Here is a 13,404-nt window from a genome sequence, read left to right on the forward strand (position 1 = left end):
CCGGATCAGGCGTACTCGGTGGGGATGACCGCCTCGCCCCGCGACAGCTGCGTCGCGGACAGCGGAAGCCCCGCACGCGCGGCGGCGTGCCGGTCGCGGACCGCGTCGAGAGGCTCGCGGGCGACGACCTCGCCGCCCTTGACCAGCTCGACCAGGAGCTGCCGGTCGGCGAGCGCCGTCGGCACGGGCCCGGTGCCGACGACCTCGGCCTCGGCGACGCCGTGCTCGTCGGTCCTGCGCGCGGCCCACTTGCGGCCGCCCATGGACGTCTTGGCGCCGAGCGACTTCTTCGCGACGGGTTCGAGGGGGGCCTTGGGGTCGCCCGAGTGGGCGCGGGCCACCAGCTTGTAGACCATGGAGCAGGTGGGGTGCCCGGATCCGGTGACGAGCTGGGTGCCCACGCCGTACGCGTCGACGGGCGCCGCGGCGAGGGACGCGATGGCGTACTCGTCGAGGTCCGAGGTCACGACGATCTTCGTGTGGGGGGCGCCGAGCTCGTCCAGCTCCTTGCGCACCCGGTGGGCGACGAGCAGCAGGTCGCCGGAGTCGATGCGGACGGCGCCCAGCTCGGGCCCGGCGATCTCGACGGCGGTGCGGACGGCCTCGGTCACGTCGTAGGTGTCGACGAGCAGGGTCGTGCCGCGGCCGAGCGAGTCGACCTGGGCGCGGAACGCGTCGCGCTCGTTGTCGTGCAGGAGTGTGAAGGCGTGGGCGCTGGTGCCGACGGTGGGGATGCCGTAGCGGAAGCCGGCCGCGAGGTCCGAGGTGGTCGCGAAGCCTCCGACGTAGGCGGCGCGGGCCGCGGCGACGGCGGCCAGTTCGTGGGTGCGGCGTGCGCCCATCTCGATCAGCGGGCGGTCCCCGGCGGCCGACGACATGCGCGACGCGGCGGCCGCGATCGCGGAGTCGTGGTTGAGGATGGAGAGGATCACGGTCTCCAGGAGCACGCACTCCGCGAAGGAGCCCTCGACCCGCAGGATCGGCGAGCCGGGGAAGTAGACCTCGCCCTCGGGGTAGCCCCAGATGTCACCGCTGAAGCGGTACGAGGAGAGCCACTCCAGGGTCGCCTCGTCGACGATGCCGCGCTCGCGCAGGAAGCCGATGACGTCGGCGTCGAAGCGGAAGTTCTCGACGGCGTCGAGAACCCGGCCCGTTCCGGCCACGACTCCGTAGCGCCGTCCTTCGGGCAGTCTGCGGGTGAAGACCTCGAAGACCGAACGCCGGTCACCCGTGCCCGCCTTCAGGGCGGCCTGCAGCATCGTCAGCTCGTACTGGTCCGTGAAGAGCGCTGTCGACGGAACATCCACCGGCAGGCCAAGGTCCGCTGTGTTCATACGAGGGATGCTACCCCCAATTTCGTCACTCTGACGATTTCCTCGCCCCCGAGGAGGCCATTTGTGCGAGGCCCCCCTGTGGATGGCAGCATGGGACACGTGAGTACGGCTCCCGCAGAGATCACCCGCCCGGAATCGGACGAAGAGGTCTTCGTCGTTCCCGAGCCGGACGTCCCCTGGATCACGCTCGTGCACAACGATCCGGTCAACCTGATGAGTTACGTGACGTATGTGTTCCAGACGTACTTCGGGTACTCGAAGGGCAAGGCCACGAAGCTCATGATGGACGTGCACCAGAAGGGCCGTGCCGTCGTCTCCAGCGGTACCCGCGAGGAGATGGAGCGCGACGTACAGGCCATGCACGGTTATGGCCTGTGGGCCACCCTCCAGCAGGACCGGAAGTAGCGACGCAGCCGATGCCAGGACACTTCGAACCGATCCCCGGGGGCGGCGCCGCCGTCGCGCTCGACGAGGTCGAGATCTCCATCGTCCGTTCCCTCGCCGTGCAGCTCCTGGAGCTGATCGGCCCCGGACCGGGCGGTGAGCCCTCCGACGACCCGCTCGCCGAACTGTTCGCCGAGGGTCCCAGCGAGCCGCCCACCGACCCGGTGATGATGCGGCTGCTGCCCGACGCGTACGGCGGGCCCGGCAGCGAGCACGGCGCGGACGACCCGGAGGAACTGCGGGCGCACTCCGCCGAGTTCAGGCGTTTCACCGAGAACGACCTGCGCGCCAAGAAGCGCGACGACGCCCTCGTGGTGATCCGCTCCCTCGACTCGATGACGGCGTCGGGCGAGGGCGGAGCTGTCCTGAAGCTGTCGGTCGAGGAGTCGCGGCACTGGCTCGGCGCCCTCAACGACCTCCGTCTGGCGATCGGCACGCGCCTGGAGGTCACCGACGAGGAGGACGCGGATCTGCTGTTCCGGCTGCCCGACTCCGACCCCCGCAAGCCGATGGTGATGGCCTATCTGTGGCTCGGCGGACTGCAGGAGACGCTGGTCGGGACGCTGCTCGGCTGAGTTCTCCAGCACGGGGCGCGTTTTGGCCGGTCGCGCGGTTCCTCATGCCCCTTCGGGTGCCGTTCGCTCAGCGGACGCTCAAATCCAAATAACGATCGCGTCACGGCATTGCCCTCTTATGGAGCGCCAAGGGAAGTTTGTCCGCTTCTCCTAGTGGTGTGCGCCACACGTGGCTCAATCGATCACTGTTGCCCCCGTGATAAATCTTCACGACCACTCGGTGACGCCACCCATGTCGCCGGGGGCGCTCGGGCCGGCAGACCGTCGGCAGCACTCCATCCATATCCGGGGGGATCAGGACCTGATCCGCAGCCACAACGCAGATGTGCGGGCGCGGATCAGCATGGAGAAAGGCGTCACCATGACCTCAGTGCAGGTCGAAGAGCAGCACGACGAGCACGGCGGCAATGGGGTCGTGCAGGGCTCGTCCGGCGAGGGCGAGGGATATCAGCGCGGGCTCGGGGCCCGGCAGATCCAGATGATCGCGATCGGCGGTGCCATCGGCACCGGCCTGTTCCTCGGCGCGGGCAAGGCCATCCACAAGGCCGGACCGAGCCTCATCCTGGCGTACGCCATCGCGGGCCTCGTCATCTTCTTCATCATGCGGGCGCTCGGCGAGCTCCTCATGTACCGGCCCGTGTCCGGCTCCTTCTCGGAGTACGCGCGTGAATTCATGGGCCCGTTCTTCGGATTCGTGACCGGCTGGACGTACTGGCTCTTCTGGGTCGTCACCGGCATCACCGAAGTCACCGCGGCCGCCCAGTACATGCAGTACTGGACACACGGCTCCGTGCCGCAATGGGCGTACGCCCTGATCTTCACGGTCATCCTGTACGGCGCGAACCTCATCTCCGTGAAGCTCTTCGGTGAGCTCGAGTTCTGGTTCTCCATGGTCAAGGTCACCGCCATCATCGGCATGATCCTGATCTGCATCGGCATCCTCACCATCGGCTTCTCCGACGCCGGTGACACCGCGTCCGTCAGCCACCTGTGGAACGACGGCGGCTTCTTCCCGAACGGCATCGGCTCCACGCTGATGACCCTGCAGATCGTGATGTTCGCCTTCCTCGCCGTCGAGCTGGTCGGCGTCACCGCGGGCGAGTCCAAGGACCCGAAGACCGTCCTGCCCAAGGCCATCAACACCGTGCCGTGGCGCATCGCCGTCTTCTACGTCGGCGCCCTGATCATGATCCTGTCGGTCGTCCCGTGGACCTCCTTCAAGCCCGGCGTCTCGCCGTTCGTGAAGGCCTTCGAGGAGATGGGCCTCGGCGTCGGCGCCGCCATCGTGAACTTCGTGGTCCTCACCGCCGCGCTCTCCTCCTGCAACTCCGGCATGTACTCCACCGGCCGCATGCTGCGCGACCTGGCGCTCAACGGCCAGGGCCCGAAGTTCTTCACCAAGCTCACGAAGAACGGCCTGCCGCTGATCGGCACCACGGTCTCCGCCGCGTTCATGCTGTTCGGCGTCTGGATCAACTACCAGTGGCCGGGCGAGGCGTTCAACTACGTCGTCTCCTTCGCGACCATCTCCGGCATGTGGGCCTGGATCATGATCCTGGCCTGCCAGATCCGCTACCGCCGCAAGGCCGACCGCGGCGAGCTGCCGCAGTCCACCTTCCGTGCCCCGGGCGCCCCGTTCACCAGCTGGTTCGCGCTCGCCTTCATCGGCATGGTCATCGTGATGATGGGCGTCGACAAGGACGCGCGGATCTCGCTGTACGCCGCGCCGGTCTGGGCCGCGATCCTGGTCGTCGCCTACCAGGTCCTCAAGCGCCGCAACCCGCAGGCCGCGGCCTTCAACAAGCGGAAGACCGGTGTCTCCGACAGCGTCTCCGTCACCAAGGACTGATGTCGCCAAGGACTGATGTCCTCAAGGGCTGATGTCACCGAGGACTGAGCGGCTCCCCAAGGCCCCTGTCCAGCATTCGGGCCCTCGCGTACCACACTTCGGTACGCGGGGGCCCCTCTGCTTATCCTGGCTGCCATGCTGACCATCACCCAGGCCCTCCAGGACCAGATCGTCGCGCACGCGCGCCAGGACCACCCCGACGAGGCGTGCGGCGTGGTCGCGGGTCCCGCGGGCACCGGCAGGCCCGAGCGGTTCATCCCGATGCTGAACGCCGCGCGCTCGCCCACGTTCTACGAGTTCGACTCGGGTGACCTGCTCAAGCTCTACCGCGAGATGGACGACCGCGACGAGGAGCCGGTGATCGTCTACCACTCGCACACGGCGACCGAGGCGTACCCCTCGCGCACCGACATCACGTACGCCAACGAACCCGGCGCGCACTACGTCCTGGTCTCCACCGCGGACACCGACGACGCGGGTCCCTTCCAGTTCCGCTCGTTCCGGATCGTGGACGGCGAGGTCACCGAGGAAGACGTGCAGGTCGTCCAGGCATACTGATACTGACCCACGATCGCCCCCAAGCTCTTAATGAGCAGGGGGGACCCCCATTTTGAGGCGGCAGGAACAGGAAGCCGGTGCAAGCCCGGCACGGTCCCGCCACTGTGACCCCACCCCCTTGCCACGTGCCGGGGCGGGGAAGTCAGGAACTGACCTGCCGCCTTTCTCCACACGACGCAGGGGACGCGGAAATCCCCTGGAGGAGGCAGCACCAGTCATGCCCCGCCCGATACGCGCCCTGGCCGCCGCGGCCCTGCTCGTCCCGCTCGCCGCGTGCTCCTCGCCGGACTCCGGCGGTGACGCGAAGCCCGCCGCCAAGGCCGCCGGATTCCCGTACACCGTCACCAACTGCGGTGTGCGGACGACGTACGACGCACCTCCCGAGCGCGCCGTCACCATGAACCAGCACGCCACCGAAGTGATGCTGGAACTGGGCCTGCGGGACCGCATGGCGGGCACCGCCTACCTCGACGACAAGGTCCTGCCGAAGTACGAGAAGGCGTACGAGGCCATCCCCGTGATCGCCAAGGAGTACCCCTCGTACGAGAAGCTGCTCGCCGCCAACCCCGACTTCGTGTACGGCGGTTACTCGAGCGCCTTCCTCGCGGGCGACGGCCGCGGCCGCCCCGCGCTCGCCAAGTCCGGCATCAAGAGCCGCCTGAACATCGAGGGCTGCGCGAAGCGCCCCGTCACCATGGACGACGTCTTCCGCGAGGTCCGCGAGGTCGGCGCCACCTTCGGGGTGCGGGATCGGGCCGACACGTGGGTCCGCGGCGCCGAGCGCGAACTGGCCGCCACGACCGAGCAGTTGAAGGGCAAGAAGCCCCGGTCCGTCTTCGTCTACGACAGCGGCGACAAGACGGCGTTCACCGTGGGCGGCCGCGGCATCGGCAACGACATCATCAAGCGCGCGGGCGGCCGCAACGTCCTCGCCGACGTCGACAAGTCCTTCGCCGACGCCTCCTGGGAGACGGTCGTGGACCGCAAGCCGGAGACCATCGTCATCCTCGACTACGGCGCCACGTCCGTCGCCCAGAAGAAGAAGCGCCTCCTCGACGACCCGGCCCTCGCCGACGTCCCCGCCATCAAGAACAAGCGCTTCGCGGTGCTTCCCCTTTCGGACATGGTCACAGGAGTACGAGCACCAGAGGCGGTGAAGAAGCTGGCGGCGCAGCTGTGAAGGCGCAGGGTGTCCAGCCCGTCCGGCGTTTGAGGACGAGCCCGAAGGGCGATGGGCGCAGGTCACGGGGACAGCACCTCGTGATCCTGACGGCGCTCACCGCAGCCCTCGCGGCAGCGATCGTCGCCGGGTTGGCCCTCGGTTCCGTACGCATCCCGCCAGGGAACGTCATCGAGATCCTCACGGGGAACGCGGAACCCTCCCCGTTCCGCACGATCGTGCTGGACGTCCGACTCCCCAGAGTCCTGCTGGGCGCCACCGTCGGCGCGGGCCTCGCGGTCATCGGCACCGTCCTGCAGGCCCTCGTCCGCAACCCCCTCGCCGACCCGTTCCTGCTGGGCGTCTCCTCGGGCGCCTCCGTCGGCGCGGTCGGCGCGATCGTGCTCGGCGGCACCTTCGGCGTCGGCTCGGCGCTCGCGACGACCGTCACCATCCCCGCGGCGGCCTTCGCGGGCGCACTGATCGCGCTGGTCCTCGTCTACGCCCTGGCGCGCAGCGGCGGCGGGTTCGCGACCGGCCGCCTGATCCTCGCCGGAGTCGCCGTCTCGTACATCCTGACCGCCCTGACCAGCCTCATCCTGGTCACTGCGGACAGCGCGGACCACCTCAAGGAAGTCCTGTACTGGACGCTCGGCGGCCTCGGCAGCGCCCGCTGGGACATGCTCGCCCTGCCCTGCGTCGCCCTGGTCGCCGGCACGGCCCTCCTGATGGCGCTGGCCCGCCCCCTCGACCTGCTGCTCGTCGGCGAGGAGGGTGCCACCGTCCTCGGCCTGGACACCGCCCGCTTCCGCGCCGCCGTCTTCGTCCTCGCCTCGCTCCTGACCGGCGTCCTCGTGGCGTACAGCGGGGCCATCGGCTTCGTCGGCCTGATGGTGCCGCACGCCGCCCGCATGCTGGTCGGCGCCGCGCACCGCCCGCTGCTCCCGGTGGTGGCGCTGATGGGCGCGGTGTTCCTGGTCGTCGCCGACCTCGCCGCGCGCACGGTCGCCGCGCCGCAGGACATCCCGGTCGGCGTGCTCACCGCGCTGACCGGCGGCCCGTTCTTCCTGTGGCTGCTGCGGCGGCGTACCGAAGGAGTCCCGGCATGAACCAGTCACCGCCCGCCGGTGAACTGCGCACCGAGTCCCTCTCGTACGAAGTGGGCGGCAGGCTCCTGGTGGACGGCGTCGACCTGACCGCCGCACCCGGCGAGACCGTCGGCGTCGTCGGCCCCAACGGCAGCGGCAAGACGACCCTGCTGCGCTGCGTCTACGGCACCCTGCGCCCCACCCACGGCCGCGCCCTCCTGGACGGCGACGACCTGGTGGCGATGCCCGCGAAGGCGCGCGCACGGCGCCTGGCCACCGTGCCGCAGGACGGGCAGGCCGCGTTCGAGCTGACCGTCCGGCAGGTGGTCGCCATGGGCCGCTCCCCGCACAAGCGCTTCTGGGAGGCGGACACGGCGGCCGACGAGGAGCTCGTGCGGGCGGCGCTCGACCGGGTCGGCGTCGCCGCGCTCGCCGACCGCGCGTTCCCCTCGCTCTCCGGCGGCGAACGCCAGCGCGCCCTGATGGCCCGCGCCCTGGTGCAGCGCCCCACCCTCGTCGTGCTCGACGAGCCCACCAACCATCTGGACATCCGCTATCAGCTCGAAATCCTCTCCCTGGTAAGGGACTTGGGCACGACGAACCTGCTCGCCCTGCACGACCTGAACCTGGCCGCGTACTACTGCGACCGCCTCTATGTCCTGGACGGCGGCCGCCTGGTCGCCTCGGGGGCGCCCAAGGAGGTGCTCACGGCCGAGCTGCTCGCCACCGTGTACGGAGTGACGGCCGAGGTCAGCACCCATCCGGTGACCGGTGCGCCGACCGTCGTCTATCTGCCGCCGCCCGCATCCTGAGCGGATTCCGTCCACCAGCTGAGATCACATTCCGGGATCCGGACCGGGAATCGATACGATGACCGCATGGTTCCTCATGACGTGAGCGAAGAGACGAAGAGCGCACCGCCCGTGCTGCTTGTCGCGCGCCTGCACGTCGACCTGTGCCGCCTCGCCAGCGCGATCTGTTCCCGCTGAACCGTTCCGCCGCACGGCCGTGTGCCGCGGCGTCGCACCCTCGTACGCACCACCGCAAGGATCAGGGCCGCCGCGCGCCCGCCACCCGCATTCCGCCCCCCGACAGGAGCCCTCAGCCATGGCCATCGAGGTCCGCATCCCGACCATCCTCCGCACCTACACCGACGGCGAGAAGGCCGTCCAGGGCAGCGGAGACACCCTCGCCGAGCTCTTCACCGACCTCGACTCGCGGCACGCGGGCATCGCCGAGCGCATCGTCGACGACGGCAAGCTGCGTCGTTTCGTGAACGTGTACCTGAACGACGAGGACGTCCGCTTCCTCGACGGCATCTCCACCAAGCTCGCCGACGGCGACAGCGTCACGATCCTGCCGGCCGTGGCCGGCGGCATGGTCTAGGCCCGATCCCGGATGCCTCGCTACGACTCCCCGCTCGCCGCGGTCGGCAACACGCCGCTCGTCCGCCTGCCCCGACTGTCCCCCTCGGACGACGTCCGGATCTGGGCCAAGCTGGAGGACCGCAACCCGACCGGCTCCATCAAGGACCGCCCGGCCCTCCACATGGTCGAACAGGCCGAGAAGGACGGCCGGTTGACGCCCGGCTGCACGATCCTGGAGCCGACCTCCGGCAACACCGGCATCTCGCTCGCCATGGCGGCCAAGCTCAAGGGCTACCGCATCGTGTGCGTCATGCCGGAGAACACCTCCCAGGAGCGGCGCGACCTGCTCGCCATGTGGGGCGCCGAGATCATCTCCTCCCCGGCGGCGGGCGGCTCCAACACCGCCGTACGCGTCGCCAAGGAGCTGGCCGCCGAGCACCCGGACTGGGTGATGCTCTACCAGTACGGCAACCCCGACAACGCGGGCGCCCACTACGCCACGACGGGCCCGGAGATCCTCACCGACCTCCCCTCGGTCACCCACTTCGTGGCGGGCCTCGGCACCACCGGCACGCTCATGGGCGTCGGCCGCTATCTGCGCGAGCACAAGCCCGACGTCAAGATCGTCGCCGCCGAGCCGCGCTACGACGACCTCGTCTACGGCCTGCGCAACCTCGACGAGGGCTTCGTCCCCGAGCTGTACGACGCCTCCGTCCTGACCACCCGCTTCTCCGTCGGCTCGGCGGACGCGGTCACGCGCACCCGCGAACTCCTCAAGCAGGAGGGCATCTTCGCGGGCGTCTCCACGGGCGCCGCACTGCACGCGGCGATCGGCGTCGGCAAGAAGGCGGTCGCGGCGGGGGAGTCGGCGGACATCGTCTTCGTCGTCGCCGACGGCGGCTGGAAGTACCTGTCGACGGGGGTCTACACGGCCCCGACGACCGAGGCGGCAATCGAGACGCTGCAGGGGCAGCTCTGGGCCTAGCCGCCCCGGAGCGCGGTCGATCACCGGCTCCGCCGAGTTCGTCCTCAAGCGCCGGACGGGCTGGACATCCCAGCCCGTCCGGCGCTTCGGCTATCCCGCGAGATATCTGACCTGATCCCAGAGAACCGGATCCACCACCCCGGCCCTGCGCCGGAACTCCCACAGCGGAACGTCACGCAGCTCGTCCGTCTCCAAGAAGCTGGGCCGCCCCTGCGCGTCCCCCACCGACCCCGGCGGCAGCGGAATCACGCCCGCCCGCTCGTCGTGGTACTTGCTGGTGATCTTCGCGACCAGCGCGCTCTCCCCGTGCACGGACAGCACCAGACAGGGCCGATCCTTGCCGCCGGGCCCGTCCTCGTACGGCACCCGGGCCCACCAGATCTCCGCGGGCCGCGGCGCGGGCAGCCGCCCCCCGGTCCGCCGCGGCCCGCGCGGCCCCCGCGGCGGCCGGGTGCTCCGCTTACGGGGCCCGCGGCCCCACCCGTCGACGAGCGTGACGACGAGCGCGAGCACCACGACGGCGGCCAGCGCGAGCCACCAGGACGTGTCCATACGATCGACGGTACCGGCGCTTCGCCCGCGCCGCCCGCTGCTTCCCCAGAGCTCCCACGAGCCCCCCGAACCGGTGACACCGCAGGTGAGTTCCCCCACAACGGCCCGCGACGGAGGAGCGACCAGGCCTTTTGCGCCTTACGCTCGACGAACCGCACACCCCCAGCTCCCCTTGTCAGTCTCCTGCCAGCGCGGAGGTCCCAGCTTCATGAAGCTCACCGTCGTCGGCTGCTCGGGGTCGTTTCCCTCCGCGGAATCGGCCTGCTCGAGCTACCTCGTCGAGGCCGACGGCTTCCGGTTGCTGCTCGACATGGGCAACGGCGCCCTCGGCGAGCTGCAGCGCCACATCGGTCTCTACGACCTCGACGCGATCTTCCTCAGCCATCTGCACGCCGATCACTGCATCGACATGTGCGCGTACTTCGTGGCGCGCTACTACCGGCACGAGGGCGGCCGCTGCGCCCCCATCCCGGTCTACGGACCCGAGGGCACCGAACAGCGCCTGACCACCGCGTACGCGGACACGCCCTCCGCCTCCTCGATGAGCGAGGTCTTCGACTTCCACACGGTCAAGCCGGGCTCGTTCGACATCGGCCCGTTCGCGGTGCGCACCGAGAAGGTCTGCCACCCCGTCGAGGCGTACGCCATCCGCGTCGAGCACGAGGGGCGCTCCCTGACGTACTCCGGGGACACGGGCACCTGCGACATCCTCGACGAACTCGCCACGGGCACCGACCTGTTCCTCTGCGAGGCGGCCTTCACGCACGGCAAGGAGAACATCCCCGACCTGCACCTCAACGGCCGCGAGGCGGGCGAGTCCGCCCGGCGCGCGGGGGCGGGAAGGCTGCTGCTCACCCACATCCCGCCGTGGACGGACCCCCAGGTCAACCTCGCCGACGCCCGCGCGGTCTTCGAAGGACCCACCGCCCTCGCGGCCCCCGGCGCCGTCTACGAGATCTAGCTGGTACGCCGGTACCCCCGGCCCCCCAGCGCCATCCTGTTCCACGTGTGGCGGCGGCCGCGGATCGCCACCGAGTAGTCGTACATGACCTCGGGGTCGCACATCCCGGGCAGGAACGAGTCGCCGAAGTGGTGGGCGTCGATGCCCACCTCCTTTGCGGTCAGGGCGAGTTGGGGCACCACGTTCGCGTGGCTGCCCTCCTGGCTGGTGCCGATCGCACCCATCACCACCGCGCCCGCGTCCTGCACCGCGGCGACCGCCTCGGCGGCCAGCTCCTTGGTGACGCCCGGCAGCGTGCCCGGCAGCGGGAGCACGACGCCGTCGGCGCCCGCGTCCACCAGCGACGTGAGCCGGTCCACCGTCACCCGCTCCGGGTGCCCCGCGTGGTGCATCTTGCCGCTCCACAGCGCCACGTCGTCGCCGAGGCCGCCGCGCAGCTCCTCGGTGACCCGCGCAAGCCCCTCGTACGACCCTCCGGTGCCCGGGTTCGCCGTCAGGCAGAGCATCGCCGCACCCATGTCGATCAGCCGCTTGGCGTACTCGGGCTTGGCGCGGCGGATCTCGGGGACGTCGCCGGGCTCCAGATTGATGCCGACGGGGCGGCCGATGTACGCGGCGAGGCCGGCGATGGAGTCGAAGGTGCCGAGCCCCGGCAGTTCGAGGCGCTCGCCGTCCCAGGCCCGCTCGATGAGGTTCAGTACGACGATGTCGGCACCGAAGGACGCCACGAGCTCGGCGTTGTGCACGCCGGGCATCCCCGGCATCGGGATCAGGGCGGCGCGGTCGGCGAAGACCTCGGCGACCATCGTGCGGCCTTCGGCGGCGGCGACGGCGGCGGTCAGCTCCCGGCCGCGCAGAGCGGCGAGACGTTCACGGTCGAGGTCGAGGATGCGGGTGGTGGTCATGGAAATCTAGCCCCTCCGGCGATATCTAGCCCCTCCGGCGTTTGAGGAGCAAGGGTCCGGGGGCGGAGCCCCCGCGCAGCCGACGCTACGGGACGGCGCACAGAGAAGGGCCCGGGCGTTGGTCACCAACGCCCGGGCCCTCCGCCCTGTTCAGCTCAGCCGCAGGCTACTTCGCCTCGGCCTTCTGGAGCTCCGCGAGCTCCTCGTCGGACTCGCGGCCCGGCGTCGGGAGGTTGAACTTGGTGATCGCGAAGCGGAAGACCACGTAGTAGAGCGCCGCGAAGCAGATGCCCACAAGGGCCAGCCCGATCGGCTTGGTGGCCGCGCCGAAGTTCAGCGCGTAGTCGATGAATCCGGCGGAGAAGCCGAACCCGTCCTTCATGCCGAGCGCCCAGGTCAGGGCCATGGAGACACCGGTGAGCACCGCGTGGATCGCGTACAGGACCGGCGCGATGAACATGAAGGTGAACTCGATGGGCTCGGTGATGCCCGTGACGAACGCGGTGAGCGCGAGCGAGAACATCATGCCGCCGACGACCTTGCGGCGCTCGGGACGGGCGCAGTGCGTGATCGCGAGGCAGGCCGCGGGGAGCGCGAACATCATGATCGGGAAGAAGCCGGTCATGAACTGTCCGGCGGTCGGGTCGCCCTCGAGGAAGCGCGGGATGTCGCCGTGCTTGCCGTTGTAGTCGCCCGCCTGCCACCACGGGAAGGAGTTCAGGAGGTGGTGCATGCCGATCGGGATGAGACCGCGGTTGGCGACACCGAAGATGCCCGCGCCGACGGCGCCCGAACCGACCAGCCACTCACCGAAGTTGTGCAGACCCGCGCCGAGCACCGGCCAGATCAGACCGAAGACGATGCCGAGGACCAGACCCGCGAAGGACGACAGGATCGGGACGAGACGGCGGCCGCCGAAGAAGCCCGCCCAGTCGGGGAGCTTGGTCCGGTAGAACTTCTGGTAGAGCAGGGCCACCACGATGCCCATGACCACACCGCCGAGCACACCGGCGTTGACCGGGGCGGCGTTCTCGACGATCTTGCCGTCGACGACCGACTGGACCTTCGGCAGGTTGCTGTCGGTGAAGGTGGCGAGCACCTTCTGGAAGACCAGGTAGCCCGCGACGGCCGCGAGGCCGGTGGAGCCGTCGGACTTCTTGGCGAAGCCGATCGCGATGCCGACGCAGAACAGCAGCGCGATGTTGTCGATGATCGCGCCACCGCCGGCCGACATATAGCTGGCGATCTTGGTGACCCAGGTCGGGAAGGACTCCCGGCCGAGCATGTCGTCGGCGCCGAGCCGGACCAGGAGCGCGGCGGCGGGCATCACGGCGACCGGCAGCATCAGGCTGCGGCCGATGCGCTGCAGCACAGCCATCACGCCGGCGCCCTTTTTCTTGTCGGCCGCGGGGGCGGCACTGGCCGTGGACACAACTTCCTCCAGTGGGCAAGGCGCCGCCTGGGACAAGGAAGTGGGGGACGGCGGCGTCTCCGGGGGGACGCGGCAGAAGGCCGCGTGGTCTACACCAATTAGTGGTGTAGACCTGTTGTAGCACGGTGAAGGTGACGTAAGGAACCCGCGATTCCTGTGGGCTGAGCCATATCCGGATATGACAGACCAAAGACC

The 13,404-nt window shown here is 69.8% G+C and carries 15 protein-coding genes and 1 riboswitch; of the genes, 11 read left to right on the forward strand and 4 right to left on the reverse strand.

The genetic code is table 11. From position 1 onward, the window contains the following. Nucleotides 1-5: 5 nt before the first annotated feature. A complete protein-coding gene (locus tag ACFWZ2_RS25225; RefSeq protein WP_384549273.1) occupies nucleotides 6-1,334 on the reverse strand; it encodes a nicotinate phosphoribosyltransferase in 1,329 nt (442 codons plus the stop codon). A 90-nt stretch (nucleotides 1,335-1,424) separates the two neighbouring features. Between ACFWZ2_RS25225 and clpS the strand changes: the two genes are divergently transcribed. From clpS to ACFWZ2_RS25275, 10 genes are all read left to right on the forward strand, one after another. Beyond that, the gene (clpS, locus tag ACFWZ2_RS25230) at nucleotides 1,425-1,739 is read left to right on the forward strand and encodes an ATP-dependent Clp protease adapter ClpS (RefSeq protein WP_384549275.1); all 315 of its coding nucleotides are present in this window, start codon (nucleotides 1,425-1,427) and stop codon (nucleotides 1,737-1,739) included. 11 nt (nucleotides 1,740-1,750) lie between these two features. After that, nucleotides 1,751-2,353, forward strand: coding sequence for a DUF2017 domain-containing protein (locus ACFWZ2_RS25235; RefSeq protein ID WP_384549277.1), 603 nt, complete (start codon nucleotides 1,751-1,753; stop codon nucleotides 2,351-2,353). A 361-nt stretch (nucleotides 2,354-2,714) separates the two neighbouring features. Next, on the forward strand, nucleotides 2,715-4,202 hold the full coding sequence (locus tag ACFWZ2_RS25240; protein ID WP_384549279.1) for an amino acid permease: 1,488 nt from the start codon (nucleotides 2,715-2,717) through the stop codon (nucleotides 4,200-4,202). A gap of 135 nt (nucleotides 4,203-4,337) precedes the next feature. Then, the gene (locus ACFWZ2_RS25245) at nucleotides 4,338-4,760 is read left to right on the forward strand and encodes a Mov34/MPN/PAD-1 family protein (protein ID WP_384549281.1); all 423 of its coding nucleotides are present in this window, start codon (nucleotides 4,338-4,340) and stop codon (nucleotides 4,758-4,760) included. Nucleotides 4,761-4,782: 22 nt separating this feature from the next. Then, nucleotides 4,783-4,933, forward strand: a riboswitch (cobalamin riboswitch). Nucleotides 4,934-4,977: 44 nt separating this feature from the next. Beyond that, nucleotides 4,978-5,940: an ABC transporter substrate-binding protein gene (locus ACFWZ2_RS25250; RefSeq protein WP_384549283.1), complete on the forward strand. Its 963-nt coding sequence runs from the start codon at nucleotides 4,978-4,980 to the stop codon at nucleotides 5,938-5,940. Nucleotides 5,941-6,026: 86 nt separating this feature from the next. Beyond that, entirely contained in the window at nucleotides 6,027-7,028 is a 1,002-nt protein-coding gene (locus tag ACFWZ2_RS25255; protein WP_384549397.1) for a FecCD family ABC transporter permease, read from the forward strand. After that, a complete protein-coding gene (locus ACFWZ2_RS25260; RefSeq protein WP_384549285.1) occupies nucleotides 7,025-7,819 on the forward strand; it encodes an ABC transporter ATP-binding protein in 795 nt (264 codons plus the stop codon). The genes ACFWZ2_RS25255 and ACFWZ2_RS25260 overlap by 4 nt, the downstream gene beginning before the upstream one ends. Nucleotides 7,820-7,885: 66 nt before the next feature. Then, complete coding sequence (locus ACFWZ2_RS25265; protein WP_317987168.1) at nucleotides 7,886-7,996, forward strand: putative leader peptide; 111 nt, start codon at nucleotides 7,886-7,888, stop codon at nucleotides 7,994-7,996. Nucleotides 7,997-8,114: 118 nt separating this feature from the next. Continuing rightward, on the forward strand, nucleotides 8,115-8,393 hold the full coding sequence (locus ACFWZ2_RS25270; RefSeq protein ID WP_098242789.1) for a MoaD/ThiS family protein: 279 nt from the start codon (nucleotides 8,115-8,117) through the stop codon (nucleotides 8,391-8,393). A gap of 12 nt (nucleotides 8,394-8,405) precedes the next feature. After that, nucleotides 8,406-9,359 carry a PLP-dependent cysteine synthase family protein gene (locus ACFWZ2_RS25275; protein WP_384549288.1) on the forward strand — a complete coding sequence of 318 codons (954 nt, stop codon included), beginning with the start codon at nucleotides 8,406-8,408 and terminating at the stop codon, nucleotides 9,357-9,359. A 90-nt stretch (nucleotides 9,360-9,449) separates the two neighbouring features. Here ACFWZ2_RS25275 and ACFWZ2_RS25280 read toward each other — a convergent pair whose 3' ends face one another. Further along, nucleotides 9,450-9,911, reverse strand: a complete 462-nt coding sequence (locus tag ACFWZ2_RS25280; RefSeq protein WP_384549290.1) for a type II toxin-antitoxin system PemK/MazF family toxin — start codon at nucleotides 9,909-9,911, stop codon at nucleotides 9,450-9,452. A 208-nt stretch (nucleotides 9,912-10,119) separates the two neighbouring features. Between ACFWZ2_RS25280 and ACFWZ2_RS25285 the strand changes: the two genes are divergently transcribed. Continuing rightward, entirely contained in the window at nucleotides 10,120-10,872 is a 753-nt protein-coding gene (locus ACFWZ2_RS25285; RefSeq protein WP_384549292.1) for an MBL fold metallo-hydrolase, read from the forward strand. Here the strand turns inward: ACFWZ2_RS25285 and ACFWZ2_RS25290 are convergent. Together ACFWZ2_RS25290 and ACFWZ2_RS25295 are read right to left on the reverse strand one after the other, a co-directional pair. Further along, nucleotides 10,869-11,777 carry a hypothetical protein gene (locus ACFWZ2_RS25290; protein ID WP_384549293.1) on the reverse strand — a complete coding sequence of 303 codons (909 nt, stop codon included), beginning with the start codon at nucleotides 11,775-11,777 and terminating at the stop codon, nucleotides 10,869-10,871. The two genes, ACFWZ2_RS25285 and ACFWZ2_RS25290, sit on opposite strands and share 4 nt — an antisense overlap. Before the next feature lie 166 nt (nucleotides 11,778-11,943). Further along, a complete protein-coding gene (locus tag ACFWZ2_RS25295) occupies nucleotides 11,944-13,209 on the reverse strand; it encodes a PTS transporter subunit EIIC (protein WP_384549295.1) in 1,266 nt (421 codons plus the stop codon). Nucleotides 13,210-13,404 lie beyond the last annotated feature (195 nt).

It is taken from the genome of Streptomyces sp. NPDC059002, assembly GCF_042740435.1.
Taxonomy (GTDB): Bacteria; Actinomycetota; Actinomycetes; order Streptomycetales; family Streptomycetaceae; genus Streptomyces.